Consider the following 25,371-nt stretch of genomic DNA (forward strand, 5'->3'; position numbering starts at 1 on the left):
GCCCCAGGTGGGCTGGGGTGCGCACCGGCTGCCGGGCGTGGGTGCGCGCCCGCTCAGGCGCTGTAGAAGTTGCGCTGCCAGCGGTGCCGGGCCAGTACGCCGAGCTGCTCCTGGGCCAGGGCGCGGCCGTCGCTCACGGCGGCGTTCCGCTCGACATTGCGCACGGAGCGCATGCCGGGGATCACGGTGGAGACCGCCGGGGAGCTCAGGACGAAGCGCAGCGCCGTCGCGGCGAGCTCGTCCCGGCCGATGCCGAGGTCGGCCACGATGGCGTCGACGTGCCGCTCGACCTGGGCGGGGCGGTCGCCGCGGAAGTAGCGGTTGCGGAAGTCGCCCTCCGGGAAGGTGGCCCCGGCCGTGACGCGGCCGGTCAGTCCGCCCTCGTCGAGCGCCACCCTGACGATGACACCGACGCCGTGCTCCTGGCAGGCCGGGAAGAGCGCGTCCGCGGGAGCCTGGTCGAAGATGTTGTAGATGACCTGCACGGTGTCGACCACCCCGCTGCGCACGAGGGCGAGCGCGTTTGCGGGCTCGTGGTCGTTGACGGAGACACCGAAGAGGCGGATCTTGCCCTCCCGCTTCAGGTCGGCGATCGTCTCCAGCCAGTCGCCGCGGCCCACCCACTCGTCGCTCCACACATGGAACTGGAGGACGTCGAAGTGGTCGAGGCCGCTCGCCCGCAGGCTGGTCTCCAGGCTCTCCCGGATGTGCGCGCCCGGGAACGCCTCCGCGGGGTCGACACCGTCGGGCGCGGGCCACCGGCGGTTCATCGGGGGAACCTTCGTCGCCACGAGGATGCCGTCGCCCGCACCGGCCCGCCGGCGGACGAACCGCCCGACGATGCGCTCGCTCTCGCCGTAGCCGCGGGCGGTGTCGATGAAGTTCACCCCGAGATCGACAGCCCGGTCCAGCGCCCGCACCGACTCGTCCTCGGTCGCGCCCACCCACGCCGACTCCCCGATGCCCCAGGCTCCGTAGCCGATCTCGGACACCTGGAGCCCGCTGCGTCCCAGTTCCCTCGTACGCACAGTCGTCCTCCCGCGGATGCCGCCGTGGCGGCACGATCGATCCCCGTCGGCACGACGATAGGCGATCACGCGCAAGGCGGGCGGCGCGGTCCCCGGCGGACCGGGCAGCCGGCGGAAATGCCGGAACGCCGCCATCGGCTTGATCGTCCTGACAGGATGAACCGGGCGGCGGCTTCCCGCCAAGTGTCGTGAGAACGACGCGCGTTCATGCTCCCGGCGCACGGAGAAGGATCATGCTCGAATCGATCGGCCTGAGCCGGCAGGACGAGGCGGTCTACGAGGTCCTGATCCGCAGGACCCGGGCCACCGTCGCCGACCTCGCCCACGACGGCCATCTCAGCGCCGCGGTGGCCCGGCGCTCGGTGCAGTCGCTGGTGACGCTCGGCCTCGCGATCCGCTCCCCCGGACGTCCCGTCACCTACGTCGCGGTCTCCCCGGACACCGGGCTGGAGGCGGTGCTGCGGGAACGGGAACGCTCGCTGAACGACGTGCGCGCACAGGTCGCGGGCCTGATGGACGTCTACCGCGCCGCCACCCGCTTCGAGAACCCCGACGACCTCGTGGAGGTCGTCTCCGGGCGCGAGGACGTCAACCGCCGCTGGGCGCACATGCAGCAGAGCACCCGCACCCAGGTACGCGGCTTGGACCGGCCCCCGTACGCCGCGGTGGAGGCCCACACCGAACCGAACCCGGACGAGCTCGCACTCCTGGGCCGCGGGGTGGCCTATCGCGTCATCTACGACAGCAGCGTCCTGGCGCTCCCCGGCTGGCTCGACGACGTCACCGTCGGCATACGCCACGGCGAACAGGCCCGCATCGCCCCCGGCCTGCCCATGAAACTGGCCGTGTCGGACGACCGGCTGGCCATCATCCCCCTGCTGCGCCCCGGCGACAATGTCGTGACCGCCTCCTACCTCATCCACCCCTCCCCCCTGCTGGACGCCCTGATCGCCCTCTTCGAGGCGCTGTGGGAACGCAGTGTGCACGTCCGGGCGCATGAGGGGGTCACGACGGAGGGCGGCCAGGAGGAGTTGTCGCCGCAGGAGGCACGGCTGCTGACGTTGCTGGCGGCGGGCGCCACGGACAAGGCCGCCGGGCGTGCGATGGGGTGGAGCGAGCGGACCGTGCAGCGGCACGTCACCAAGCTCATGCAGCGCTTCGGCGCGCAGACCCGCTTCCAGATCGCCATGGAGGCCACCCGGCGCGGCTGGATCTGACGATTCGCCAGGAAATTACGCCGGGCATCTGAGGTCACGTGCCCCCAGATGGGTGTCGCCTCGACGACATTGCGGTGCACACCCACACAAACCGCCCACATCGCCGCCGGTGAGGGCTTACCGGCCTCGGGGCGGCTTCCACGGCGCAGCGCCCATCGCCGCTCGGCGTCGCCCGTACGCCGGCCGCGCCGTCGCCACGCGCCGGACCACCGTCGCGCACGCTCTCAGGGCCGCTACGGAGGAGCGACCGCGGCCACGGCACGGGATCACGCAGGGGGCGGCACTCCCGGCCGCCGCCGGAAGAAGTGCTCGGACATGAAGTCCTTTGTCATCAACGCACACGAGAACCGTCTGTTCGTCGGGGGCCGGTGGACCACGCCGTCCGGCCGCCGCACCATCGACGTCACATCGGCCGGCACCGGCGAGCACCTGGCCACCGTGCCCGAAGCGGGCGGGGCCGACCGGATGGCGGCCGTACTGACCGCCAGCGGTCTCCAGGACGTACGGCGGTTCCCGACCGTCCGCGGCGGCTCGGTGCTCGTGGCGGGTCGCCGACCCCGGTAGCCGGTGGCCGAACGGGCGGTAGCGTGGCCGGCATGACGACCGGGGGCGAGGCGGCGGACGGCGAGGCACTGGCGGGCGGGGTGATGAACGCGGGCGCCGTCTTCCGTCGCGGGGCCCTGGTGGACCGGCCGGCGCCGCACACCGCGCGGGCCCTCCACGCCCACCTCCTCGCGCTCGCGGAACGCGGCTTCGGCTCGGCCCCGAGGCCCGTCCGTCTCACCGATGACGGCCGCGAGCAGCTGACCTGGATCCCCGGTGACGTCGCCCTGCCGCCGTTTCCCGGCTGGGCGACGACCGGGACCGCGCTGCGGTCCGTGGGGAGCCTGCTGCGGCGTCTGCACGACGCGAGCGCGGACATCCCCGTCGACTCCCGCGCCGAGTGGCCGCGGGCCCTGGCCGACCCGGAAGGGGGGACGATGCTGTGCCACAACGACGTGTGCCCGGAGAACGTCGTCTTCCGCGACGGCCGTGCCGCGGCCCTGATCGATTTCGACCTGGCCGCCCCCGGCAGGCCCCTGTGGGACCTGGCCATGGCCGCCCGCTACTGGGTGCCCATGCTCGATCCCGAGTCCGCGGCGGCCCAGTACCCGGCCGGGACGGACGCCCCGGGGCGGCTGCGCGTGCTCGCCGACGGCTACGGCCTCACCGCACAGGAGCGCGCCGGACTGCCCGCTGTGGTCGAAGCGGCCACCGCGTCCTGCCGCGCCTTCGCCCTCGGCCGCGCTGCCGACGGCGACCCCGGCTTCGTACGGCTGCTGGCGAAGCGCGGCGGCGTACAGCGCTGGGACCGCGTACAGGACTGGCTCGTGAGCCACCGCGAGACGTTCACGGCCGCCCTGCTCGCCTGACCGGCCCCGGGCCGGGAGTGCGCTATCCGGTGGTGCCGAAGGTGACGCGGTAGTAGCAGGCCCCCTTGCAGGACATGGTCGCCGAGTCGTCGAAGGCGTAGGAGTAGGCGTAGGGCGCGGCCTTCTTGAAGACCCGGGTGTAGTCGACCGGCCACTTCGAGGGCACACAGTCGGTACGGCCCGCCCACGCCCCCCGGCAGCAGTAGACGTCGCCGCCGAAGGCCGCGCAGGGCGGCTTGCAGCCGATGACCTGGCCACCGGCCTCGGCCCGCATGGCACTGGGGCAGTCCACGGGGCTCGTGCACGTGCCCCGGTAGCAGCCGGAGGCGCTGACCGGATCGCTGCTGGTGGTGTGGGAGATGTTGATGAACATGGGCAGGTTGGAGCCGTCGACCATGCTCACGTCGTAGAAGTCCAGGCCGGCGTACGCGTCGAAGGTGAACTCACCGAGGGTGGTGGGCGGGTTGGGACCCGTGCACACGGTGGTGCAGTCGCCGGTGCGGCAGGCGCTCGCGGCGGTCGTCGCGCAGCCCGTGCGGCCCCAGATCCGCCCGCCCCACTTGTTCCCCACGGTCAGCGAGGTGCTCTGCCCCGGGGCGAGCCTGCGGCCGTCGGGGTAGGCCGGGGAGTCGGTGACGACGGCCCAGATCGTCTCCTGCGTACGGTTGACGACGGTGATCGCCCGGCTGCCGGCCGGGGCCGCCGGCCGCGACGTGCGTGACCCGGGCGTCGTCCCGGCAGTCGCGGGCGGCCGTTTGCCGCCCTTCGACGAGGGACTGGGCGAACCGGAGGGCCGGTGGCTCGCCGAGGGGGATACCGAGGGCCGGGCCGCCGCGGTCGTCCCCGGCGCCCCGGGCGCCCCCGGCGAGGAGGGCGCGACCGCCACCGCGTCCCGTCCGGCCGCCCGCGTCACCGGGGCGTCCCCCGTGCCGAACAGGGTGAGGGCCCCGTACACCGCCGTAACCGTCACCGCGACCGCTGCCGCCGCGACCACCCACCGTCGCCCCTGCCGGGACCTCGCACCGTGCCGACCGCCTCGTGCCATCCTTGTGCCTTCCTCGTCCTCACCGGGTGCGTGCGCACGTATCGGGGACCGCGTCGGGGGGCGTTCGACAACACAAATTTCGTGCGGCGATCCAGCGGATTTGTGTTGTCAGGACCGCCGGCGGCCGTCTCCTCTACGTGCGGACATCCCCGCCCGCCCCGCGCACGGGCCGGACGGGTCAGGGCAGCGAGACCAAGTGCCGCGCCACGGGGCGCCGGTACGAAGGGAAGAGTGGAGTCACATGCGCAAGACCCACCGGAGCGGACCCGGCGCCGGGGTGGTGATGGCGGCACGCGCGGGCGACCGGCAGGCGCTGGACCAACTGGTGGCCGAGTGCCTGCCGCTCGTCTACAACATCGTCGGCCGGGCGCTGAACGGCCACGCCGACGTGGACGACGTCGTACAGGAGACGCTGTTGCGCATGGTGCGGGGGCTGACGGAGCTGCGGGACCCGGGGGCGTTCCGCTCCTGGCTGGTGGCGATCACGATCCGGCAGGTCCGCGATCACGTGCGGCTGCGCGCGACGGCCCGGGACCGCAGCGCCGACCTGGCGGCCGCCGAGCAGATACCCGACCCCGGCCTCGACTTCGCCGGGCTGACGATCCTGCGCCTCGGCCTGACCGAACAGCGCCGCGAGGTCGCCGAGGCGACCCGGTGGCTGGACGAGGACGACCGGGAGCTGCTGTCGCTGTGGTGGCTCGAGGAGAGCGGCGAGCTGGACCGGCCCGAACTCGCCTCCGCGCTGGGCCTGTCCGACCGGCACGCCGCCGTGCGGGTGCAGCGCATGAAGAAGCAGATGGAGGCCGCGCGCGTGGTGGTGCGGGCCCTGAACGCCGCACCCCGGTGCGGCGGTCTCCAGGCGCCCGCCGACAACTGGGACGGCATGCCGAGCCCACTGTGGCGCAAGCGCTTCGCGCGGCACGTGCGCGGGTGCCCGGTGTGCGGCGGGATGGAGGAGGGGCTGTTCCCCATGGACCGCCTGCTGAGCGGGCTGCCGCTGCTGGCGGTGCCTACGGCGCTCGACCCGGCGCGGGTGGTCGCGGCTGTCGCGCGCGAGGCGGCGACGGCCGCGGGGCCGGGCGGACCGGGGTCCTCCGGTGGTTCCGGAAACGCCGCCGGGCACCGGGCGGCCGGCCGCGCGCGGCATGCGCACCGGGCCGCGCGGTCGGCGTCGCGCGTGTTCAGCGCGCCGGCCGTCTCGGGGGCCGCGGTCGCGGCCGTGGTCACCGTGGCGCTGGTGGCCGCCGGACTCACCGCGGGCTCTTCGGACACCCCGCCGAAAGCCGCGCTCCCCGCCCGGCCCGCGCCCGCCGCCACGGCCACCGTCTCACCGGCCCCCTCGGCACACTCCGCGAGCCCCTCCCCGTCCGCCGGCACGTCGACGTCACCGGCGAAGAAGAAGGCCACGCCCACGCCCGCGCACAAGGCGCCCGCCGCTCCGCCCGCGGTGGACGTCGCCTCGACGGCCAAGAAGGGCGTGGGGGTCTGGACCTTCCCGGGGGTGAGCAAGGCGCTGGCCGCGTCCGGCGCGAGCTGGTACTACACCTGGTCCACGGCGCACTCGGAGGTGACGAGCCCGCCCTCGGCCGGATTCGTCCCGATGATCTGGGGCCGCGACTCCGTCACGCCGCAGAACCTGTCCCAGGCGAAGTCCCAGGGCCCGTACCTGCTGGGCTTCAACGAGCCGGACATGGCACAGCAGTCGAACATGACGGTGGAGCAGGCCCTCTCCCTGTGGCCGCAGCTCATGGACGCGGGCAAGGTGCTCGGCAGTCCCGCGGTCGCCTACGGCGGCGACACCCCCGGCGGCTGGCTGGACCGCTTCATGTCGGGGGCGAAGGCGAAGGGCTACCGCGTCGACTTCATCACCCTCCACTGGTACGGCGGCGACTTCCGCACCGCGGAGGCGGTCGGGCAGCTGACGTCCTACCTGAACGCGGTGCACCAGCGGTACAACAAGCCGATCTGGCTCACCGAGTACGCCCTGATCGACTTCTCCCACGGCACCCGCTTCCCCTCCCCCGGCCAGCAGGCGTCCTTCGTCACGGCCTCCACCAAGGCGCTCGAGGGCCTGCCCTGGCTCCGGCGCTACGCGTGGTTCGGACTCGGGGCCGACGCCTCCGCGCCGAGCAGCGGCCTGTTCACCAGCGGCACGTCGGCCACGGCCGCGGGCCGGGCTTTCCAGGCGGCGCACTCATAACACCCCGGACGGTGGGTTGATTAACAGCCGTATTTAATTTCCCGGCCTCTTCCGCCCACCGTCCCCCAGTAAATGCCGGGACATGTCGGGAATGCCGTTCCAGAAATGCGTGCTTGCGCCACCGGATCGGCCTCGGATAACTTGTCGTCGCATCAACAGGCGGAGTTCAGGCCGGAGATGACAGCTCCGGCCGCTCCGGCACGGCCGGAAACCTTCGTCGCGCGAAACCGTCAGTCCTCGGGCAGGGAATTCTGAAAAGAACCCTTGCCCCCTTTCATGTCGAGGAGTTCTCGTGCGCAGCCTGAGGTCGGCGAAAAACAATCCCGCTGAAACGGCGCCCCGTACCCGGCGCCCCGGCCGTCGCCGTCTGGGGGCCGTCGCGACCGCCCTGGGCGCGATGGCGGTCCTTGCCTTCCCCGCCGAGGCGAACGCCTCCGTTCTCCAGCTCCTGCCCCAGAACGCCGACGGCCTGGAGCAGTCCTTCTCCCCGGCCTACGACTACGACGGGGACGGCTGCTACGCCACCGCCGCCATCGGCGCCGACGGCACCCTCAACCCCGGCCTGAAGCTGGGCGGGGACGTCAACGGGCACTGCCACGACTACGCGCAGCTGGCCAACGCCAACACGTACTCGCGGGAGAAGTGCAACAACGACTGGTGCGCCGTCGTGTACGCCAGCTACTTCGAGAAGGACCAGGCCACACTGGGCCCCGCGGCCATCGGCCACACCCACGACTGGGAGCACGTCGTGGTCTGGATCCACAACAACCAGGTCGAGTACGTCTCGGCGTCGCAGCACTCCGGGTACCAGATCGCCGCCCGCTCCGCGATCCGCTTCGACGGCACCCACCCCAAGATCGTGTACCACAAGGACGGCGCCTCGACCCACTGTTTCCGCTTCGCCAACACCAACGACGAGCCCGCGGAGAACGCCACCGGCGGCTGGTTCTACCCCCGTCTCGTCGGCTGGGCGGGCTACCCGGCGGGCTTCCGCGACAAGCTCATGAACGCGGACTTCGGCTCGGCCACCATCAAGATCAACGATGCCCGGTTCAACTCCACCCTCGCCAACTCCAAGCCGTCGGGCATCCCCTTCGACCCCAACGCCTGATCCGTGCTCGTGGTCGGCGCCCCGCCCGGGGCGCCGTCCACGAGGGGGACGCGCCGGCCCCGCTCATTCGCAGACGTGCTTGGGGCCCGTCGCACCCGGCCGCGCCCGGAACCGCACGGTGTGCCCCGCGTCGTCGGTGAACACGGCCTCGGACGGCGAGACCAGGGTCATCGTGCCCCGGTGCATGGGATTGTCCCAGCCCGCGGGCGGGTTGCCCGAGCCGTCCGAGAGCGGGCGTTCGGCCTCGAAGTACGCAGAGCCGATGCGGACGTCGTCGATCCCGCAGTGGGTGTAGAGCTCGAACGGCATGGCCCGCGGCACGGTTCCGCCGGTCGCCGTGGCCGTCGGTTCCGGGACGGCGGTACGGCGCGGCCGTTCGTCGCCACTGGTGCAGCCGGTGAGTACCGCGGCGGACAGTGCCGCGACGAGGACGAGACACGGGATTCGGGTATTCATGGCGCTTTGACGCCCCGGTCCTGTTCCCGGTTCCGGACCGGGCGCGGTCAGGCGTGGGGCGGCCTCGGCGCGTGCGGGAGCAGGACGGCGCGGCCGTTCGTGGTGCCCGTCGCCTGGCGGTGCCATGCGGCGGGGAGGCCGTCGAGCGGGACGCGTTCATGGGCGACGGTGAGCCCGCCCTCGGCCGAGCGGCGGGCGATCTCGACCAGCGAGGCGGCCCGGCGGGCCGGCGTGAGTTCGTTGTTGGTGTAGCCGAGGACGCGCAGGGAGCGGCTGCGCAGCGTGCCGGAGTCGAGCGGGCAGGTCTCGGCGGCGGAGCTGCCGAGATTGACCAGGCGTCCGCCGGCGCGGAGGGTACGGGCCGCCGCCGCGGCCGGGGGGCCGAAGAGGGGGTCGATGACCAGGTCCACGGGTCCGTCCGCCGCGGCGGCGATACGGGCGGCCAGTTCGCCGACGTCATCGGTGTCGAGGGGACGACGGCGTCGGCGCCCGCGGCGTGGGCCCGCTGCCGCGCGGCCGCGGAGCGGGCGGCGGCCACGACGCGCCGGGCACCTGCGGCGCGGGCCAGCTGCACCGCGGCCTGCCCGACCGTGCCCCCGGCGCCGAGGACGACCACCTGCTCCCCAGCGGCCAGTTCGCCGTGCCACGTCAGTGCCATGTGCGCGGCGACCGCGGACAGCCCCAGGGCCGCGACGGCCACCGGGTCGGCGCCGGGCGGCAGTTCGACCAGCGCCTCCTCCAGGACCGCGGCGAACTGGGCCATGCTGCCGTCGCCGGGCGCCATGCCCGCCCCTGTCGGGAACCAGACCGTGCGCCCGGCGTGCAGGCCAACACCCTGGACGCCGGGCACGTACGGGGTGCGCGGCCGGCCGAAGTACGAGATGCCGCTCGCGCACAGCAGGTCCAGCGGCGTCAGCGGCGCTGCGTGCACCTCGACCAGGACCTCGCCCTCCCCCGGCCGGGGCGGCTCCCGGTCGGCCACCCGGGGTGGCCCGCCGGGCTCGGTGATCTCCGCCGCCCGCATCCTCATGTGGTGATGTCGGGGTAGGGCAGCGTCATGTGCGACAGCCGCCGGGCGTACTCCTTCTGGAACTCCAGGGGCCCGTGGTCGCGTTCGAACAGCCCGATGAACAGGGTGATCGTGAGGAAGGGGTGGGCCCCCAGCTCGAACAGTCCCGGGTAGTGGTGGGTGGACAGGGCCTCGCGTTCGGTGTCGTCGAAGCTCAGCCACGTCGAGGCCTCGCCGTGCGGGCAGTTGAGGATGCGGTTGGCGTACTCGTCCTCCCACCTGCGCACCGTGGCCGCCGGCTCCTCCCGGTAGCGCTCCAGCAGTTCCGGGTCGCGGTCGACGGTGTAGAGGAACTTGTTCAGCAGGTACTTGCTCACGAGCGGCCTCCGCGCGGGTACCAGGTGAAGTAGGCCTCCATGGTGTGGAACAGGTCGAAGGTGTCGGTGTAGTCGGCCTTCCGGCCCTCACCGGCGACGCCCATCATCAGCATGAAGTCCATGAAGCCGTGGGTGGCGTTCCCCGGCAGGTGCAGGCTGTCGAGGGTGACCTCGGCGAGGCAGCCCTCGATATCCCCGGACGCGATCCACTCGACGGCCCTGCGGTCGAACTCCGGGTCGGGGCCGTGCGGCCCGAACTGGCGCGGTCCGCCGAGCTCCAGCGACAGGTGGCCGGTGCCGATGACGGCGACGCGCCGGTCGGCCGGCCAGGACTCGATGAGTTCGCGTATCGCCCGTCCGAGCTGCACGAAGCGCTTGGGCTGCGGCAGCGGCGGCGCGAAGATGTTGGTGTAGATCGGCACGATCGGCAGGTCGTTCTCCGGCCGCAGCGTGATGATCGGGCACGTGATGGAGTGGTCGATGCGCATCTCGTTGGAGAAGGCGAGGTCGAAACCGAGGTCGAGGCCGCCGCGCAGCACGTGCGAGGAGAGGTCCTCGTGCCCCGTCAGCAGCATCCGGGGCAGGCCGAACTCGCGTTCCTCGTTGTAGAAGTTCGCGTCGTAGAAGGGCGCCTTGCCCACGAGGAACTGCGGCATGTTGTCCAGCCACAACTGGTGGAAGTGGTCGGAGCCGACCATGACCAGCACGTCGGGCCGGGCGGCGGTCAGCGTCCTGCGGAACGCCTCCACCTTGCGCACCCATTCGTCCGCGAAGGGGGGACGGTCCTCCCCGGTCGCGTTGCTCGCCCGGTAGTAGAACGGGTGGTGGGTGGACGCGATGACCGCGACCAGCTCAGCCATGCGGACCTCCGTTGGTCTCGTCGGCGGGTGAGTGGGGATCGGGGTCCACGGACCGGTTGTTCAGGTCCACGGACAGGAAGATCTCGCCTGCGACGGGGTGGCGCAGTTCCTCCGCGAGCTGCCCGATGAGCCCCGCGGTGCGGGCGAGCAGGGCGAAGCCGCGCAGCAGTTGCAGGGGCAGCCCGAGGTCGGCGAGCGCGGCACCGCACACCCCCGCGCCGTTGAGCGGCAGGGTCCTGCCCAGCACCTCGGGGTGGACCCGGCCGATGGCGGCGAACAGCGACAGGTGCGGGCCGATCAGCCCTTCCTCCTCGGCGATGCGGAAGAGCCGGGGGGTGCGGGGGTCGCCGTTCTTGTGCACGTGGTGGCCGAGGCCGGGAACGAAGCGCCCCTCGGCGCGCCGGGCCCGGACGGTGGTGAGCGCCAGCGCGTCCCAGCCGGCGTCGTCGGTGGGCCGGGGGCCGTGCAGGGCGTCGAGGACGTCGTGCAGGAAGCGGCCGCAGTCCTCGGTGACGCCGAGGAAGCGGGAGCCGCCGCCGAGCAGTCCCGCGGCGAGGGCGCCCTGCACCGAGTCGGGGGCCGACAGGTACGTCAGCCGGGTGACGATCGCGGTGGGGGTGAAGCCGTGGTCGGCCAGGGCCGCGAGCACCGCCTCGAAGACCCGGGTCTCCCCGGCGGTGGGACGGCGCTGGGTGGCGAGCCAGAAGGCGAGTTCACCGAAGCCGACCTCGCCCATCACGTCCTCGGCCAGGTCGTGGCCGAGAAGGGTGATGGACTCCGCGGACGAGGCCCCGAGGGCGGTGGGGTACGAGGGCCGGGTGGGCCGGTCGGCCCGCTCCGGCTGCTCGGCGGGCCCGGTCACCGCTCCTGCCCGGAGGCGGCGACGTCGTTGGGGCCGTTCAGCCAGGCGCGCAACTCGACGCCGTGCTCGTCCAGTTCGGGCGGTGGCAGGCGGTAGCCGGCCGGGGTGTGCGAGAAGCGGATCGGGTGCCGGGTGGTGGGCACCGCGCGATCGCCCTCGCCGACCTCGACCACCGGGTCCAGCCCGAAGCGTTCGGCCATGGCGAACCCGCCGTCGATGGTGTTGATCGGCCCGCAGGGGATGCCGGCCTCGACCAGCAGCTCGAACCACTCGTCCGCGCCGCGCTTGGTGAGCTCGCCGACCAGCAGGGGGCGCAGTTCCTCACGCCGCCGCGTGCGGTCGGCGTTGCGGGCGAAGCGCGGGTCGTCGGCGACCTCGGGGATGCCGAGGACCTCGCAGAGCCTGCGGAACTGGCCGTCGTTGGCGGCGGCCACGATGAGGTCGTTGTCGGCGGTGGGCAGCGGCTCGTAAGGGAACACGCTGGGGTGGGCGTTGCCCATCCGGAAGGGGACCACGCCTCCGGCGGCGTAGGCGGAGCTGTGGTTGACCAGCCCGGTGAGCGCCGAGGACAGCAGATTGACCTCGACGTGCTGGCCGTTCCCTGTGGCGTCGCGGTGGCGCAGCGCCGCGAGGATGCCGATGGCCGCGTGGTTGCCGGCCATGACGTCGAACACGGAGATGCCGGCGCGGTAGGGCGGTCCGCCGGGGTCGCCGGTCAGGCTCATCAGGCCGGAGATCGCCTGGACCATCAGGTCGTAACCCGGCACGTTCCGCCCGGGGCCGGTGCCGAAGCCGCTGATGGAGGCGTAGACGACGCCGGGGTTGGCGGCGGACACCGAGTCGAAGTCCAGGCCGAAGCGCTCCAGGCCGCCGGGCCGGAAGTTCTCGATCACCACGTCGGCGCGGCGGGCGAGTTCCCGGGCGGCCGCGGCGTCGTCCGCGTTCCTCAGGTCCAGGGCGATGGAGCGCTTGCCGCGGTTGACACCCAGATAGTAGGTCGAGACGTCGCCGCGCACCGGAGGCATCCACGACCGGGTGTCGTCGCCCTGGGGGCTCTCCACCTTGACGACGTCGGCGCCCATGTCCGCCAGAAGCATGGAGGCGTAGGGCCCGGCCAGGATCCGCGAGAAGTCGGCGACCAGCACACCGGCCAGGGGCCCTGCCTGCGGCGACGGCTCGGGTGGCAGGTGGGTGTTCGGCATCGGGGGGTGCCTCCATGTCCGCAGAACGGACGGATGTCCGCCACAGCGATTCTGGCACGTCGCCCGCCGACGTCAAGACCGTTCGGTCCCGGAATCCCGCGGCCTCCCCCCGGCGCCCCGCTCACCCGCGCGGCAGCGCGGCGCGCGTCACGTGCGGAACGGTCTCCAGCCGGGCGAAATCGGCACTGATCTCCCCCGCGGCCTGCAGCAGCAGCGCGAGGTGGTGGTCGAGCAGGTGCTCCACGGACGTCTCGGCGGCGTGCGTGTTGACGTTCAGGGCGGCGACGACCCGGCCGGTCCCGTCCCGCAGCGGCACCGCGACCGACCGGATGCCGCGGGCGAGTTGCTCGTCCGTCAGCGCCCAGCCGCGGGCCCGCACCTGGCGCAGTTCCGCGTCACGCTCCTCGGGACCCGGCCGCCAGCGCGGCTCCAGCCCGGACCGGCTGGGCTCCGCGAGGACTGCGCCGATCTCCCCGGGCGCCAGCGCCGCCAGCAGCACCTTGCCCAGCGAGGTCTGCAGGGCCGGGAAGCGCGTCCCGATCTGCACCGCCAAGGTCACGATCTTCGGCACGGCCACCCGGGCCACGTAGACGATGTCCGGGCCGTCCAGCTGCGCGATGGAGCAGGACTCCCCGGTGCGCCCCGACAGTTCCTCCATGTGCGGGCGGGCCACATCCCACAGGCCCATCGACCGCACATAGGCCACACCCAGTTCGAGCACCCGGGGCGTGAGCACGAAGCCGCCCCCGCCCGACGCGGTGCGCACATAGCCGAGTTCCTGGAGGGTGAGCAGGATGCGGCGGGCCGTCGGCCGCGCCAGCCCGGTCGCGGTGGCCACCTCGCTCAGTGACATCGCCGGCCGGTGCGGCGCGAAGGCCGTGATCACCTCCAGGCCGCGCGCGAGCGCCTCGATGAAGTCGGGTCCGGTGCCCTCGCGTGGCATGTCGCCTCCAGCTGACGTACGGATCGGTGTGCGGTCGACGGGAACGACCCAGGGTAACGTCCGGCAGGCGGACGCAGGTTCGGGTCCGCGGCCACGCCGGGAGCGGGCCACACCTTCGCCGTTCCACCAGTTCAGGGCGGCGACCCGCCCCGGCCGGCGGACCAGGAGTCACGCTCGGTTGCGCGTCTGTCCGTCCACCTCAGCGAAGCATCCGGCAGGCGGACACATTGCGCAAGGCGGCGGAAAACGGCGGGCACCGAAGCCGCGCAACAGGTGCTGACAGATTCCTTGACACCGTCGGCACACGACCTCACAGTGACAGAAATTCCAAGTGACCGCTTGCCGGACGACCGTCCGTTGATCGGCCACGGACGGCTGCCTGCCATGCCGCACCCATGGCGAGGAGTGGAGTTCGACGATGAACGAGCAAGAGTTCCTGCCCGGACGGCCCGTCCTGCTGCGCGGCGGCACGGTCCTGCCGATGGACGACCGGCGGCAGGTGCTCCACAACGCCGACGTCCTGGTCCTCCGTGACCGGATCGCCGCGGTGGGGCCCGACCTCGCCGCCCCGGACGGCGCGGTCGTCGTCGACGCCACCGGCGGCATCGTCATGCCCGGCATGATCGACACCCACCGCCACATGTGGCAGACCGCCATGCGCGGTTACGGTGCCGACTGGACGCTGACCCAGTACTTCGTCTGGTACTACCTGGAGTCCGGCCGGCTCTTCCGGCCCGAGGACATCCACGCGGGCAACCTGCTGGCCGCCCTCGAGGCCGTCGACGCCGGCGTCACCACCGTCGTGGACTGGTCGCACGGCCTGCAGACCGTCGACCACGCCGACGCGGCCGTGGACGCGCTGCGGTCCGTACCGGGCCGCTTCGTGCTCGCCTACGGCAACATCCAGCAGCCCCCGGCCGAGTGGACCGCCGCCCCGGAGTTCCGCGACTTCGTGAACCGCCGGATCACCGGGGACGACATGCTCGGCTTCCAGATCGCCTTCGACGTGACCGGCGACCCCGCCTTCCCGGAGAAACCCGCCTTCGAGGTCGCCCGGGAGCTCGGCGTGCCGGTCACCACGCACGCCGGGGTGTGGGGTGCCACCGGCGACGACGGCATCCGGCTGATGCACGAGCACGGCTTCATGACCGACCGCACCGTCTACGTCCACGCCGCCTCGCTGTCCGCGGACTCCTACCACCGCATCGCCGCCACCGGCGGCTCCATCTCGGTCTCCACCGAGAGCGAGCAGAGCGCCGGCCAGGGCTACCCTCCCACCTGGGCCGTCCGCTCCCACGGCATCCCGGTGTCGCTGTCCATGGACACCAGCGTGTGGTGGAGCGGCGACCTGTTCTCGGCGATGCGCACGACCCTCGGCGCCGACCGCGCCCGCGAGCACCACGAGGCGCACGCCAAGGGCGAGACCGTGACGCACTGCAGCCTGCGCGCCGACCAGGTCGTGGACTGGGCCACCCGCGGCGGCGCCCGCACCCTCGGCCGCGACCATGAGCTCGGCAGCATAGAGACCGGCAAGAAGGCCGACCTCGTCCTGATCAAGAACGAGCACTCCCCCGTGTCGTTCCCGCTGCTCAACCCCTACGGCCACGTGGCCTTCCAGGCCCAACGCGGCGACGTGCACACCGTCCTGGTCGACGGCCGGGTCGTCAAGCACGAGCACCGCCTGGTCGGCGCCGACCTCGCGGCCGCGCGCCGCGAGGTCGAGCGGACGGTGGAGCACCTGCGCTCGCAGCTCGGCGAGGAGGGCTGGGCCCGGGGTATGAACCCCGACGTCCCCGCGACCAAAATCCTCGACAATCCCTACCAGTACACGGACTACCGCAGCAGCTCCACGCACAGCCGCGCCGAGTGACGCCCCGGCCCGATCGGCCCGACCCGGCCGCCACCGGCCGCCACCGGTGGCGGCCGGGTCGGGCCACGTCGACGGGTCAGGCCACGTCGACGGTCGGCGCGTAGAGGTCCATCCACAGCGCGAGGTCGAGGACACGCTCCAGGCCGTGCCGCGCGGCGTGGGTGATCTGCGGGGCGTCGTCCTTGACCGCGCGTTCCAGCCACCCCTTGCTGACCAGGTCGAAGACCGCGTGCGAGGGCCTGGCCAGCAGTTCCCTGCCGTTCTCCCGCAGCGCCACGGCGTACCCCGGGTCCTGGGTGGAGGGGTAGGGGCTCTTGACGCGGTCGTACACGGACCGCGGCAGCAGGTCCGCGGTCGCCTCGCGCAGCAGGCTCTTCTCCCTGCCGTCGAAGGACTTCAGCGCCCAGGGGGTGTTGTAGACGTACTCCACCAGCCGGTGGTCGCAGAACGGCACACGGACCTCCAGGCCGACCGCCATGCTGGCCCGGTCCTTGCGGTCCAGGAGGATGCGCACGAAGCGGGTGAGGTGGAGATAGCTGATGCCCCGCATCCGGAACTCGAAGTCGCTCTCCCCGTCCAGCCGTTGGACCCCGGTCATCGCCTCGCGGTAGCCGTCGTGGACATAGCCCTCCAGATCGAGGGCCTTGGACAGCGGCTCGGTCAGGACGTTGCCGTCGTCCCCGAACTGCTGGGCGAAGTGCACCAGCCAGGGGAAGGTGTCGGCCCTGCGGGCCTCCTCGTCGAAGAACTGCTGGTACCCGCCGAAGACCTCGTCCGCGGACTCACCCGACAGGGCGACGGTCGAGTGCTGCCGGATCGCCTTGAACAGCAGGTAGAGCGAGGTGTCCATGTCCCCGAGCCCCGCGGGGATGTCCCGGGCGCCGATGACCCGGGCGCGCACCTCAGGGTCGGCGAGCTGCTGGGAGTCGAGCACGATGTCCTGGTGCTCCGTGCCGGCCAGGGCGGCCACGTCGTGGACGAAGGGCGTGTCGGGGGTGGCCCGCAGTTCGTCCGGGACGAAGTGCTCGGTCTGGCCGACGAAGTCGACGGCGAAGCTGCGCACGGTCTCGCCCACGGCGGCCAGTTGCTGCGCGGCCAGCGCGGTCATCGCCGAGGAGTCCAGGCCGCCGGAGAGCAGGGTGCAGCGGGGGACGTCGGCGACCAGCTGGCGGCGGACGATGTCGTCGAGCAGCTCGCGCACGCGGGCGATCGACGTCTCCTTGTCGTCGGTGTGCCGCCTGGTCTGCAGCGACCAGTACACATGGGTGCGCAGCCCGCCCCGGTCGACGGTCACCACCGTGCCGGGCTCGACCTCGCGCATGCCGTCCCACACCGCGTGGCCGGGTGTCTTGACGAACGCGAACAGCTCGCGCAGGCCGTCGAGGGTGACATGGCGCGCGGCGAGCGGGTTGGCGAGGATCGCCTTGGGCTCGGAGCCGAACAGCACCCCGTCGTCGGTCGGGTAGTAGTAGAAGGGCTTGATGCCCATGCGGTCACGGATCATGACCAGCTTCTGGTCGCGGCTGTCCCAGATGGCGAAGGCGTACATGCCGTTCAGCCGTTCGGCGATCCCCTCGCCCCACTCCAGGTAGCCGTGGAGCACCACTTCGGTGTCCGAGGTGGTGGTGAAGCGGTGACCGCGTGCGGCGAGTTCCTTGCGCAGCTCGGTGAAGTTGTACGCCTCGCCGGAGTAGACCATGACCGCCGTTCCGCCGTCGGGGTCATCGGCCGCCATGGGCTGCCGGCCGCCGGGCAGGTCGATGATGGCGAGCCGCCGGTGTCCGAGCGCGGCCGGTCCCCGTACCCAGGTGCCGCGGGCGTCCGGCCCGCGGCAGGCCATCGTCTCGGTCATCGCGTCCACTGTGGCCTGCTCGTTCCGCAGATCCCGCCCGAACGAGACCCATCCCGCGATTCCGCACATGCGTCCGCCTCCGGCTCTGCGGTGCCTCTGTGTTCCGTCGCACCGCGGCCCGGGGTCCTGCCTGGCGACTCCGCGCCGGGACCACCATCACGGGGAGTGACGTGTATTAAGCACCTATATGTCCGAGTCTCCGTCGGCACGTGTCATTCGTCAAACGCTCCACGCGACGGTCACCCGGGGTCCGCGACCCGGGACGGAAGGGTCCCTGAAGCACCTCTGACCTGCGAAGGCATCGGAGCGCCGACCAGAGCGGGAGCCGGCACGCACGGTCGCGCGCAGATGCCGCCGCCCGATGCGCGGACGTCCGTCCGGGTGACCGGACGAGGGCGACGGGGCAGCGACGGCGGCGCGTGAGCCGTGCCGGATCAGACGCGCGCGGAGACCAGCGCCCAGACGGATTTCCCCGCGTCGTCGGGCGGCGTCCAGCCCCAGGAGTCACTGAGCGAGTCGATGATGTGGAGTCCCCGTCCCGACTCGGCGAACCAGTCGGGCTCCTTCAGCACGGGAATCCCGGTGCCGGGATCGGCGACCGTGCACAGCACGGATGTCTCACGCAGCAGCAGCCCCAGCCACAGCGGCCGGTCGGAGAGCGCGCACGTCGCGTCCTCCAGCCCGTAGCGAACGGCGTTGGTCAGCATCTCCGAGACGACTGTCGACGCGTTGTCGACGACTCTCAGCATGCCCCAGTCGCTCAGGGTGGACCGGGTGAACTGCCGTGCGGCGCCCGCCGCGTGGAGGTCCCCGCTCAGCCCGCAGGCGGCGAAACGCGTCCCGGGACCCTCAGACAGGTCGAAGTCGAGAGGGGTCGCCGGGTGAGTCGTCATCGAGTACTCCGCGGAGCGTCGAGGGGGGCGCCGTGTCTACGGACTCCACTATCCCCGTCGGATCCCTACCGGTGCAAGCACATCTGCAATTACAGTCGTAAGTGCAAATGTAAGTACGTCTGCACGTGCAGATGCACGTGCAGAACGCCAAGGAGGCGTACCCATGCGGGAGTTCGAAAACGGCGTCCCGGCCACCGACATCGACGGCGCTGTCTGGCGTAAGAGCCGCCGCAGCAACCCCAGCGGCAACTGCGTGGAGCTCGCCCCGCTGCCGGGCGGCGGCTTCGCCCTGCGCAACTCCCGCCACCCCGGGGGCCCCGCCCTCATCTACACCCGCGCGGAGATCCAGGCATTTCTCGGCGGCGTCAAGGACGGCGACTTCGACGACATGGCGGGCTGACGGACCCTCACCAGCGATGACCCGCCCTCCGCCGCTTCGAAGCGCGGCCCCGACGGCGCGCCGTACGCCCACGCGTACGGCGCGCCCGGGGATATGGCTGTATTCGCACGCCCATCGGTGGGAGACTGGTTGTCTGCCCAGTCACTCACGGGAGTCGGCATGACCGCGACGCGGCCGAGCAACGAACCGTCGATAAAGCAGTACCTGGAGCACCCCCGAGGTGGTCCCACGGTCCTGCGTATCGTGCTGGGCACCCAGTTGCGCAGGCTGCGGGAGGCGTCCCACATCACCCGCGAGGACGCCGGCGAGGCGATCCGCGGCTCCCACGCGAAGATCAGCCGCCTGGAGCTGGGCCGCGTGGGCTACAAGGAACGCGACGTGGCCGATCTGCTCACCCTGTACGGGGTGACCGACGAGGCCGAGCGCGCCGACTTCCTGAACCTCGCGCGGCAGGCCAGCACGCCCGGCTGGTGGCACCGGTACGGCGATGTCCTCCCCGGCTGGTTCGAGACGCTGGTCGGCCTGGAAGAGGCCGCCTCCATCATCCGTACCTACGAGGTGCAGTTCATTCCCGGCCTGCTGCAGACCGAGGAGTACGCCCGTTCCGTGATCCGCCTCGGCCACCCGCGGGCGTCCGGTGTCGAACTCGAACGCCGGGTCGCGCTGCGCATGGCCCGTCAGCGGTTGCTGACCGCGCCGGGCGCGCCGAGGCTGTGGGCGGTCGTGGACGAGGCGGCCCTGCGCCGGACGCTGGGCAGCCGGGAGGCGATGCGCCGCCAGCTGGAACGTCTCATCGAGGCGGCCTCGCTGCCGAATGTGACGCTGCAGATCGCGCCCTTCCACGTCGGCGGCCTCGCCACGGCCGGCGGCCCGGTCACGATCCTGCGTTTCCTGGAGCCGGACCTGCCGGACATCGTCTACCTGGAGCAGTTGACCAGCTCGCTGTACCTGGACAAGCAGGAAGACGTCGACAACTACCTGGCCGTCATGGACCGCCTCAGCGCCGAGGCCGAACCGCCGGCGCGGACACCGGGCATCCTCAACGACATCGTGAAGCAGCTGATCTGACCACGGACGTCACCCGGTCCCGGGCGGTGAACCCCGGAACCGGGACCGGGATCGGCGCGATCGGTCCTGCGATCCGTCAGGCCTTGCGGCCGACGCCGCCGAACTCGATCCACTCCTGGGTGGCCTGACGAGGCGCCAGGTCGCTGTCGGGGCGCCAGGTGGAGACCTCCACCAGGCCCGGCTCCAGAATCCGCAGTCCGTCGAGGAAGTCCGCCACGTCGTGCTCCTGGCGCACCCGGCCCCAGTTGCCCTGCGTGCTGGCGTCCATGAACTCGGTGACGAAGTCGCGCACCGACTTGTCCTCGCTGACCAGTTGGCACACCACCAGGAAGCTGCCCGGTGCCAGACGCTCCGCGACCCCTCGCACCAGACCCGCCGGGTCGTCCTCGTCGGTGATGCAGTGCATGACGGACACGAACAGCGCGGCGACCGGCTCGCTGAAGTCGATCAGCCGCTCGACCTCCGGGTGCCCGAAGATGCCCTCGGTGTCACGGAAGTCGGCCTGGATGACCGCGGTGTTCTCGTTCTCCTCCAGCAGCGCCCGGCCGTGCGCGAGGACGATCGGGTCGTTGTCGACGTAGACCACGCGCGAGGAGGGGTCGATGCGCTGGGCGACCTGGTGCACATTGTCCTGCGTCGGCAGGCCGGATCCGTGGTCGAGGAACTGCCGGATGCCGTACTCCTGCGCCAGCACGCCCACGACGCGCTGGAGGAACCGCCGGTTGTTCACGGCGAGTTCCTTCGTGCTGGGCACGACCTTGAGCAGTTCCTCGGAAGCCTCGCGGTCGACCGCGTAGTTGTCCTTGCCGCCGAGCAGGAAGTCGTACATCCGCGCGACGCTGGGCGTCCCGGTGTCGATCGCGGTCGGCAGCGGCTCACGTTCCTGGCTCATCCGGCCCCTCACAGTCCTCCCCGCGACCCGAACGCAGGGGTTGATCGCGGATCTCCATCGTATGGGCAGTACCCGGCACCGAACTGTGGTTTTCCCATTCCGCTTATGAAAATACTGTTGACAGGAGGAGTTCTGAAATCCTTTCAGGCAATGCGTTAAGCGACATACCGCGCGTCTCGGGGCCCGGGCAAGAGCGCCCGCCGGTGCCGTGGCGGCTGCACGTCCCATGTCGTACGGCCGGCGTGTCGTCGTCCCCGTGACGCCTCTCCCGGCCGAGGCCGGCCCCGCAGGACGTCGAGTGCGTTCCCGCCGTGCCGGCGACCGCCCGCCGCCGGGCCGCAGAAAACGCGTGGAACGGAAGCGGCAGCGCCGCCTATCGTCGGGGCATGAGCACCCGCGTCTTCCGCATCACCGTCCGTGGCGTCTTCGACGGCCTCAGCCCCGAGCAGCGCGCCGAACTCCTGGCCCGCGCCGGGGAGCACGATGTGCTGCGCGCGGCTTTCACCCCCGAGGGCCACCTCACGTACGACATCGCCGCCCGCCCCGCGTTCACCTTCCGCTTCCAGGACTCCGGCGAGGCCGAGGAGGACATCCTGGAGGCCACCGAGCGCGCCGAGGAGGCTGCCCGGGCGTGGCTGACCGCAGGCGGCTACGGCTTCAAGAACCTCCGCGCCCAGGCCGAGGACCTCTCCCAGGCCCCGCTCGGCAAGCGGCAGCGCCGCGCGGCGGCAGCGCAGAACCCCGCGTGACCGCGGGGCCCGGCTACGCCTCGCGCGGCGGGACGTAGAAGGCGGTCGTCGCGGCGACCGCGGCGGCGGCGACGTCCTGGGGCGCACCCGAAGCCGCGTACGCCTCGCCCCATGCCTCGCTGCTGCGGATCATGCCCGCGCGGACCTCGTCGGACTCCGCGAACTCGGCGGCCTGCTCGGGGGTGACGAAGTCGCCGGCCAGATAGCGCACGAAGCCGAGGAGCGCGAGGTCCCAGCCGACGCCGACGGCGCCGGGCCCGAACTGGTCCCACATCCCGGGCGGGACGACCGCGGCATGCTCGAGTTCGAGGACGGTCCGCTCGTCCTGCTCGGAGAGCCGCACGGTCACCTCGCTGAAGCCGGGGGCCTCGCCCATCACCCAGCTGACGCGCAGCAGCCGGGGGGCCTCGCACTGGAGGATCTCCCCGCCCGCGTTGCCCTCCAGCTGGTAGTGGCCGCCGAGACGCAGCTCACCGGTGACCGGGAGGAACCAGCGCTGGATGCGCTCGGCGCTGGTGCAGGCGTCCCAGACGTCCGCGATGTCCGCGTCGTAGGCGCGGCGGAGCAGGACCGTGCGTGCCTCCTCGCCGGAGACGTCGCGGGAACCGACCTGCCGGTGGGCCTGGTTGATCTGGTCGACGATGTCGCTCATGGTGTCTCTTCCTGTTCCCTCCCGGGGCGGGGGGTGTGCCCCGGTTCCGGCCGTGGCCCCTGCTGCCGTTCCCCGGCGATCCGCCGCTCCCGGCGTCCGCGCGCCAGTTCCGTGCCCAGCGCGTCCAGCCGCTGCTCCCAGAAACCGCGGAAGCGCTCCAGCCAGACGTCGACCTCGCGCAGCGGGTCCGCTTCCACGGCGTAGAGCCGCCGGGTCCCCTCCGCCCGGACGACGGCGAAGCCGTGCTCCCGCAGCACCCTCAGGTGCTGCGACACCGCGGGCTGCGAGATCCCGAACTCCGCCCGGATCGCGTCGCTGATGGCACCGGAGGGCTGCTCACCGGCGGCGAGCAACTCCAGTATCCGGCGGCGCACCGGATCCCCGAGGACGTCGAATGCGTGCACGGGGAGCACTATGCCAGGGCTCACTTATATAAGCAAGAACTTATGGAAGGCTCCTCGGCAGCCGGAACGCCGGCGACCCGGGGCGGCGAGCCGCCCCGGGTCGCCCCGGTCCCCCTGCCCCGCCTCACGGAGCCGCGGGATCGCGGCGGCCGTCGTCGAGCGTGCCGTAGTTGTGCTGCGGCAGCACATCCGCGTCGTAGTCGGCCTTGACCCAGGTGCCGAGCACCATCTCGGCCGTGATGCCCGGGCCGAACCCGGCCAGCAGACCGCGGTGGCCGTCCAGCGCCGTTCCCTCGTCGAACATCCGGGCCAGGGCGTCGAGCACGACGCAGCTGGCGATGTTGCCGTACTCGGTGAGCGTGGCGCGGCTGAAGCGGAACGCCTCAGGGGCGACGCCGAGGAAGTGGCTCAGGTCGTCCAGGATGCGCGGGCCTCCCGCGTGGATGATGTAGAAGTCCAGGTCCGACGCGTTCCACTGGTGCTCCTCGGCCACCCGGCGCAGCACGGGCGCCAGCGGCTCCATCGTGCCGGGCACGCGCTTGTCGAGCTGGAAGTGGAAGCCGGTCTGGCGCACCGCGTAGGAGATCCAGGCCTCGGTGTTGGGGATGAGGTAGGAGGAGTTGCGCTCCAGCCGCATCCCGGTGCCGCCGTTGCCCCGGACGACCGCGGCGGCGACGCCGTCGCCGAACAGCCCGTTGGACAGCAGCGTTCCGACGCTCAGGTCGGCCGGCTGGTAGCACAGCGAGCAGAACTCGCAGGCGACGATGAGCGCGTTGGCCTCGGGGTACGCCGTACAGAAGTCGTGCGCCCGGTTGATGGCCGCGCCGCCCGCGGCGCAGCCGAGCTGGGCGATGGGCATCTGCCGGGTGTCGTGCCGGAAGCCCATCGTGTTGATGAGCCACGCCGTCAGCGACGGCATCATGAAGCCCGTGCACGACACGTAGATGATGAGGTCGATGTCGGCGGCGGTCAGCTCCGCCTCGTCCAGCGCCTGGCTCACCACCGCGGGCACGCGCGCCTTGGACTCCTGCTCGTAGATCTCGCTGCGCACATCGAAACCCGGGTGTTCCAGCACCTCGTCGATCGGCCGTATCAGGTGCCGTTTCCGTACGCCGGTGTTCTCGATGAGCCTGAGGGTCAGGCCGAGTTGCGGGTGGTCTTTGTGCAGCCGTCGTGCCAGCTCGAGCGTTTGTTCGCAGGTGATAACGTTGTCGGGAACCGCGATCACCGGCTTGCACAGAACTGCCATGATTGGCTCCATTTCTGTCCCTCTGGCGGGCAATGGTCCACGTGGTGCACCGCCCCGGTGCATTTCTCCCGGGGCAGACCCGTACCTTTCAAGAATTTCACGGAAAGGCGATAGGGAGGTACGGGAATTTCACCTGCGGCGCCCCAATGGCGCCGTTTCTGCACGTGGGCCCAAACGGAGTCGGATGACACATTCGGACCGGCCACCGCCATATGGCTTTGTGGCCCATTCGGTTTCTGGTCCGCCCAACAAAAAGTACGGCAGCCGGACCGGGAGCGCACGTCGGAGGTGGTCGCGCCCCGCGCCGCACGGGCACCGCGGCACGGCGCCGGCCCCGCCCCGTACGGGCAGAACCGGCGCCGGGGCACTCGGGGCGGTCTCTACCAGCCCACGTGCAGCGCGACCGGGTAGCGCCAGATCGACGTGGCGCTCCACCGCACCTCCTCGGCCGGCTTGGCCAGCCGCAGCTCAGGGAAGCGGCGCAGGAGCTCGGTGAAGGCGACCTGGAGCTCCATCGTCGCCAGGGGCGCCCCGAGGCAGTGGTGACCGCCCCAGCCGAAGGTCATGTGCGGGGCGCCGGTGCGCTCCAGGTCCAGTTCGTCGGGGCGCTCGAACTTCGCGGCGTCGCGGTTGGCGGTCAGGTACGAGACGTGCACAATGTCGCCGGCGCGGATCAGCACGCCGCCGAGTTCCACGTCCTCGATGGCCACCCGCGGGATGCCGACGCCCTTGCGGAACGGGATGTGGCGCAGCATCTCCTCGATGGCCTGCGGGATCTTCTCGGGGTGCGCGCGCAGCGTCGCGAGCTCGCGGGGCCGGGTCAGCAGCGTGTAGGCGATGTTGCCGATCTCGTTCGAGGTCGTGTCCTGGCCGGTGATCAGCAGCACCATGGCCATGACGGTGAGTTCCTTGTCGTTCAGGATCTCGTCGCCGTCGCGGGCCGTCGCCAGCACGCTGATCAGGTCGTCGCCGGGATGCGCGCGCCGCCGCGCGGTCAGGTCCGCGAAGTACGCGCGCAGGTCGGCCTTGGAGCGCACGGCGTCGTCGCGGTTGTCGGGGCTGAAGTCCATCAGCGTGCGGGCGTGGGCGCGCAGCCGCCAGCGATCGTCCTCGGGGATGTCGAGGACCTCGCAGATGGCGGTGAGCGGCAGCGGTGCGGCCAGGTGCTCCACGAGGTCGGCCGGGGAACCCTCCGCGGCCATCGTGTCGAGGAGCTCGGTGACGACCCGCTCGATGTGCGGGCGCATGCGCTCGACCTGGCGCGGGGTGAAGCCCTTGGAGACCAGGGAGCGCAGCCGGCTGCTGTCCGGCGGGTCCATCACGTTGATCGCCTCGTCCTGCACGATCGGCTCCGGGGTCATGCGGGGGAAGTCCTTGCCGACGACGCCCCTGCGGCTGAAGCGCCGGTCGGTCGTCACCGTCCGGACGTCCTCGTAGCGCGTGACGAGCCACGCCTCGCCCTCCCCGTGGGGCAGCTTGATGCGCGAGATCGGTTCGTTCTCCAGCAGGTGCTTCAACTGGGGGTCGAAGTCGAGGGCCACGGCGAAGTCGAAGGGGCAGTCGTGCGGGGAGGGACCGGAATCCATGCGATGCTCCAGTGAGCCTGGACGTCAGGGAACA

At 71.8% G+C, this 25,371-nt stretch carries 26 protein-coding genes; 10 read left to right on the plus strand and 16 right to left on the minus strand.

Annotated features, from left to right (window positions below; genetic code table 11):
- Nucleotides 1–53 precede the first annotated feature (53 nt).
- A complete protein-coding gene (locus RV983_RS03375) occupies nt 54–1,028 on the minus strand; it encodes an aldo/keto reductase (RefSeq protein WP_475984256.1) in 975 nt (324 codons plus the stop codon).
- 233 nt (nt 1,029–1,261) lie between these two features.
- Here RV983_RS03375 and RV983_RS03380 point away from each other — a divergent pair, with 233 nt between their 5' ends.
- From RV983_RS03380 to RV983_RS03390, 3 genes are all read left to right on the plus strand, one after another.
- Nucleotides 1,262–2,245: a helix-turn-helix transcriptional regulator gene (locus RV983_RS03380; protein ID WP_475984257.1), complete on the plus strand. Its 984-nt coding sequence runs from the start codon at nt 1,262–1,264 to the stop codon at nt 2,243–2,245.
- Between the two features lie 315 nt (nt 2,246–2,560).
- Nucleotides 2,561–2,809, plus strand: coding sequence for a hypothetical protein (locus tag RV983_RS03385; RefSeq protein WP_475984258.1), 249 nt, complete (start codon nt 2,561–2,563; stop codon nt 2,807–2,809).
- Nucleotides 2,810–2,841: 32 nt separating this feature from the next.
- Entirely contained in the window at nt 2,842–3,657 is an 816-nt protein-coding gene (locus RV983_RS03390) for a phosphotransferase (RefSeq protein WP_475984259.1), read from the plus strand.
- 22 nt (nt 3,658–3,679) lie between these two features.
- Here RV983_RS03390 and RV983_RS03395 read toward each other — a convergent pair whose 3' ends face one another.
- A complete protein-coding gene (locus RV983_RS03395; protein WP_475984260.1) occupies nt 3,680–4,651 on the minus strand; it encodes a thaumatin family protein in 972 nt (323 codons plus the stop codon).
- Between the two features lie 292 nt (nt 4,652–4,943).
- Here RV983_RS03395 and RV983_RS03400 point away from each other — a divergent pair, with 292 nt between their 5' ends.
- Both RV983_RS03400 and RV983_RS03405 read left to right on the plus strand, forming a co-directional pair.
- Entirely contained in the window at nt 4,944–6,902 is a 1,959-nt protein-coding gene (locus RV983_RS03400; protein ID WP_475984261.1) for a sigma-70 family RNA polymerase sigma factor, read from the plus strand.
- A gap of 397 nt (nt 6,903–7,299) precedes the next feature.
- Complete coding sequence (locus RV983_RS03405) at nt 7,300–8,013, plus strand: NPP1 family protein (RefSeq protein WP_475990208.1); 714 nt, start codon at nt 7,300–7,302, stop codon at nt 8,011–8,013.
- Between the two features lie 63 nt (nt 8,014–8,076).
- Here RV983_RS03405 and RV983_RS03410 read toward each other — a convergent pair whose 3' ends face one another.
- Both RV983_RS03410 and RV983_RS03415 read right to left on the minus strand, forming a co-directional pair.
- Entirely contained in the window at nt 8,077–8,469 is a 393-nt protein-coding gene (locus RV983_RS03410; protein ID WP_475984262.1) for a hypothetical protein, read from the minus strand.
- A gap of 47 nt (nt 8,470–8,516) precedes the next feature.
- Nucleotides 8,517–8,879, minus strand: a complete 363-nt coding sequence (locus RV983_RS03415) for a zinc-binding dehydrogenase (protein WP_475984263.1) — start codon at nt 8,877–8,879, stop codon at nt 8,517–8,519.
- An 86-nt stretch (nt 8,880–8,965) separates the two neighbouring features.
- On the opposite strand from RV983_RS03415, the gene RV983_RS03420 reads away from it, so the two are divergent.
- Nucleotides 8,966–9,517, plus strand: a complete 552-nt coding sequence (locus RV983_RS03420) for a hypothetical protein (protein WP_475984264.1) — start codon at nt 8,966–8,968, stop codon at nt 9,515–9,517.
- Here the strand turns inward: RV983_RS03420 and RV983_RS03425 are convergent.
- The 5 genes from RV983_RS03425 to RV983_RS03445 all read right to left on the minus strand — a co-directional run bounded on the left by RV983_RS03425 (nt 9,496) and on the right by RV983_RS03445 (nt 13,722).
- The gene (locus tag RV983_RS03425; RefSeq protein WP_475984265.1) at nt 9,496–9,855 is read right to left on the minus strand and encodes a hypothetical protein; all 360 of its coding nucleotides are present in this window, start codon (nt 9,853–9,855) and stop codon (nt 9,496–9,498) included. The two genes, RV983_RS03420 and RV983_RS03425, sit on opposite strands and share 22 nt — an antisense overlap.
- On the minus strand, nt 9,852–10,715 hold the full coding sequence (locus RV983_RS03430) for a DODA-type extradiol aromatic ring-opening family dioxygenase (protein ID WP_475984266.1): 864 nt from the start codon (nt 10,713–10,715) through the stop codon (nt 9,852–9,854). The genes RV983_RS03425 and RV983_RS03430 overlap by 4 nt, the downstream gene beginning before the upstream one ends.
- Nucleotides 10,708–11,577 carry a citryl-CoA lyase gene (locus RV983_RS03435; RefSeq protein WP_475984267.1) on the minus strand — a complete coding sequence of 290 codons (870 nt, stop codon included), beginning with the start codon at nt 11,575–11,577 and terminating at the stop codon, nt 10,708–10,710. Before RV983_RS03435 ends, RV983_RS03430 begins: the two co-directional genes overlap by 8 nt.
- The gene (locus RV983_RS03440; RefSeq protein WP_475984268.1) at nt 11,574–12,779 is read right to left on the minus strand and encodes a CaiB/BaiF CoA transferase family protein; all 1,206 of its coding nucleotides are present in this window, start codon (nt 12,777–12,779) and stop codon (nt 11,574–11,576) included. Before RV983_RS03440 ends, RV983_RS03435 begins: the two co-directional genes overlap by 4 nt.
- A gap of 121 nt (nt 12,780–12,900) precedes the next feature.
- Nucleotides 12,901–13,722 (minus strand): IclR family transcriptional regulator domain-containing protein, encoded by an 822-nt coding sequence (locus RV983_RS03445; RefSeq protein ID WP_475984269.1) that lies wholly within the window; start codon nt 13,720–13,722, stop codon nt 12,901–12,903.
- A 418-nt stretch (nt 13,723–14,140) separates the two neighbouring features.
- Between RV983_RS03445 and RV983_RS03450 the strand changes: the two genes are divergently transcribed.
- The gene (locus RV983_RS03450; protein ID WP_475984270.1) at nt 14,141–15,592 is read left to right on the plus strand and encodes an amidohydrolase family protein; all 1,452 of its coding nucleotides are present in this window, start codon (nt 14,141–14,143) and stop codon (nt 15,590–15,592) included.
- 76 nt (nt 15,593–15,668) lie between these two features.
- Here RV983_RS03450 and asnB read toward each other — a convergent pair whose 3' ends face one another.
- Together asnB and RV983_RS03460 are read right to left on the minus strand one after the other, a co-directional pair.
- Nucleotides 15,669–17,513, minus strand: a complete 1,845-nt coding sequence (asnB, locus tag RV983_RS03455; protein ID WP_475984271.1) for an asparagine synthase (glutamine-hydrolyzing) — start codon at nt 17,511–17,513, stop codon at nt 15,669–15,671.
- Nucleotides 17,514–17,878: 365 nt separating this feature from the next.
- The gene (locus RV983_RS03460) at nt 17,879–18,337 is read right to left on the minus strand and encodes an ATP-binding protein (protein ID WP_475984272.1); all 459 of its coding nucleotides are present in this window, start codon (nt 18,335–18,337) and stop codon (nt 17,879–17,881) included.
- A gap of 163 nt (nt 18,338–18,500) precedes the next feature.
- On the opposite strand from RV983_RS03460, the gene RV983_RS03465 reads away from it, so the two are divergent.
- Both RV983_RS03465 and RV983_RS03470 read left to right on the plus strand, forming a co-directional pair.
- Nucleotides 18,501–18,737, plus strand: coding sequence for a DUF397 domain-containing protein (locus tag RV983_RS03465; RefSeq protein ID WP_475984273.1), 237 nt, complete (start codon nt 18,501–18,503; stop codon nt 18,735–18,737).
- A 159-nt stretch (nt 18,738–18,896) separates the two neighbouring features.
- The gene (locus RV983_RS03470) at nt 18,897–19,805 is read left to right on the plus strand and encodes a helix-turn-helix domain-containing protein (protein ID WP_475984274.1); all 909 of its coding nucleotides are present in this window, start codon (nt 18,897–18,899) and stop codon (nt 19,803–19,805) included.
- 76 nt (nt 19,806–19,881) lie between these two features.
- On the opposite strand, the gene RV983_RS03475 is transcribed toward RV983_RS03470, so the two are convergent.
- Nucleotides 19,882–20,697, minus strand: a complete 816-nt coding sequence (locus tag RV983_RS03475) for an SAM-dependent methyltransferase (protein ID WP_475984275.1) — start codon at nt 20,695–20,697, stop codon at nt 19,882–19,884.
- A 386-nt stretch (nt 20,698–21,083) separates the two neighbouring features.
- Here RV983_RS03475 and RV983_RS03480 point away from each other — a divergent pair, with 386 nt between their 5' ends.
- A complete protein-coding gene (locus tag RV983_RS03480; RefSeq protein WP_475984276.1) occupies nt 21,084–21,446 on the plus strand; it encodes a DUF6204 family protein in 363 nt (120 codons plus the stop codon).
- A gap of 13 nt (nt 21,447–21,459) precedes the next feature.
- Here RV983_RS03480 and RV983_RS03485 read toward each other — a convergent pair whose 3' ends face one another.
- From RV983_RS03485 to RV983_RS03500, 4 genes are all read right to left on the minus strand, one after another.
- On the minus strand, nt 21,460–22,098 hold the full coding sequence (locus tag RV983_RS03485; RefSeq protein ID WP_475984277.1) for an SRPBCC family protein: 639 nt from the start codon (nt 22,096–22,098) through the stop codon (nt 21,460–21,462).
- Nucleotides 22,095–22,502: an ArsR/SmtB family transcription factor gene (locus tag RV983_RS03490; protein WP_475984278.1), complete on the minus strand. Its 408-nt coding sequence runs from the start codon at nt 22,500–22,502 to the stop codon at nt 22,095–22,097. The genes RV983_RS03485 and RV983_RS03490 overlap by 4 nt, the downstream gene beginning before the upstream one ends.
- 124 nt (nt 22,503–22,626) lie before the next feature.
- Nucleotides 22,627–23,751, minus strand: coding sequence for a type III polyketide synthase (locus RV983_RS03495; protein ID WP_475984279.1), 1,125 nt, complete (start codon nt 23,749–23,751; stop codon nt 22,627–22,629).
- Between the two features lie 380 nt (nt 23,752–24,131).
- Nucleotides 24,132–25,337, minus strand: a complete 1,206-nt coding sequence (locus tag RV983_RS03500; RefSeq protein WP_475984280.1) for a cytochrome P450 — start codon at nt 25,335–25,337, stop codon at nt 24,132–24,134.
- Nucleotides 25,338–25,371: the final 34 nt, after the last annotated feature.

This window comes from Streptomyces sp. RLA123, assembly GCF_056270165.1.

Bases quoted from the DNA above. Each gene is read 5' to 3' on its own strand.
- RV983_RS03390 (WP_475984259.1), top strand. From the start codon at position 2,842: ATGACGACCGGGGGCGAGGCGGCGGACGGCGAGGCACTGGCGGGCGGG.
- RV983_RS03480 (WP_475984276.1), top strand. From the start codon at position 21,084: ATGAGCACCCGCGTCTTCCGCATCACCGTCCGTGGCGTCTTCGACGGC.
- asnB (WP_475984271.1), bottom strand. From the start codon at position 17,513: ATGTGCGGAATCGCGGGATGGGTCTCGTTCGGGCGGGATCTGCGGAAC.
- RV983_RS03500 (WP_475984280.1), bottom strand. From the start codon at position 25,337: ATGGATTCCGGTCCCTCCCCGCACGACTGCCCCTTCGACTTCGCCGTG.
- RV983_RS03460 (WP_475984272.1), bottom strand. From the start codon at position 18,337: ATGACGACTCACCCGGCGACCCCTCTCGACTTCGACCTGTCTGAGGGT.
- RV983_RS03485 (WP_475984277.1), bottom strand. From the start codon at position 22,098: ATGAGCGACATCGTCGACCAGATCAACCAGGCCCACCGGCAGGTCGGT.
- RV983_RS03450 (WP_475984270.1), top strand. From the start codon at position 14,141: ATGAACGAGCAAGAGTTCCTGCCCGGACGGCCCGTCCTGCTGCGCGGC.
- RV983_RS03410 (WP_475984262.1), bottom strand. From the start codon at position 8,469: ATGAATACCCGAATCCCGTGTCTCGTCCTCGTCGCGGCACTGTCCGCC.
- RV983_RS03405 (WP_475990208.1), top strand. From the start codon at position 7,300: ATGGCGGTCCTTGCCTTCCCCGCCGAGGCGAACGCCTCCGTTCTCCAG.
- RV983_RS03430 (WP_475984266.1), bottom strand. From the start codon at position 10,715: ATGGCTGAGCTGGTCGCGGTCATCGCGTCCACCCACCACCCGTTCTAC.
- RV983_RS03465 (WP_475984273.1), top strand. From the start codon at position 18,501: ATGCGGGAGTTCGAAAACGGCGTCCCGGCCACCGACATCGACGGCGCT.
- RV983_RS03385 (WP_475984258.1), top strand. From the start codon at position 2,561: ATGAAGTCCTTTGTCATCAACGCACACGAGAACCGTCTGTTCGTCGGG.
- RV983_RS03495 (WP_475984279.1), bottom strand. From the start codon at position 23,751: ATGGCAGTTCTGTGCAAGCCGGTGATCGCGGTTCCCGACAACGTTATC.
- RV983_RS03470 (WP_475984274.1), top strand. From the start codon at position 18,897: ATGACCGCGACGCGGCCGAGCAACGAACCGTCGATAAAGCAGTACCTG.
- RV983_RS03445 (WP_475984269.1), bottom strand. From the start codon at position 13,722: ATGCCACGCGAGGGCACCGGACCCGACTTCATCGAGGCGCTCGCGCGC.
- RV983_RS03440 (WP_475984268.1), bottom strand. From the start codon at position 12,779: ATGCCGAACACCCACCTGCCACCCGAGCCGTCGCCGCAGGCAGGGCCC.
- RV983_RS03400 (WP_475984261.1), top strand. From the start codon at position 4,944: ATGCGCAAGACCCACCGGAGCGGACCCGGCGCCGGGGTGGTGATGGCG.
- RV983_RS03380 (WP_475984257.1), top strand. From the start codon at position 1,262: ATGCTCGAATCGATCGGCCTGAGCCGGCAGGACGAGGCGGTCTACGAG.
- RV983_RS03475 (WP_475984275.1), bottom strand. From the start codon at position 20,697: ATGAGCCAGGAACGTGAGCCGCTGCCGACCGCGATCGACACCGGGACG.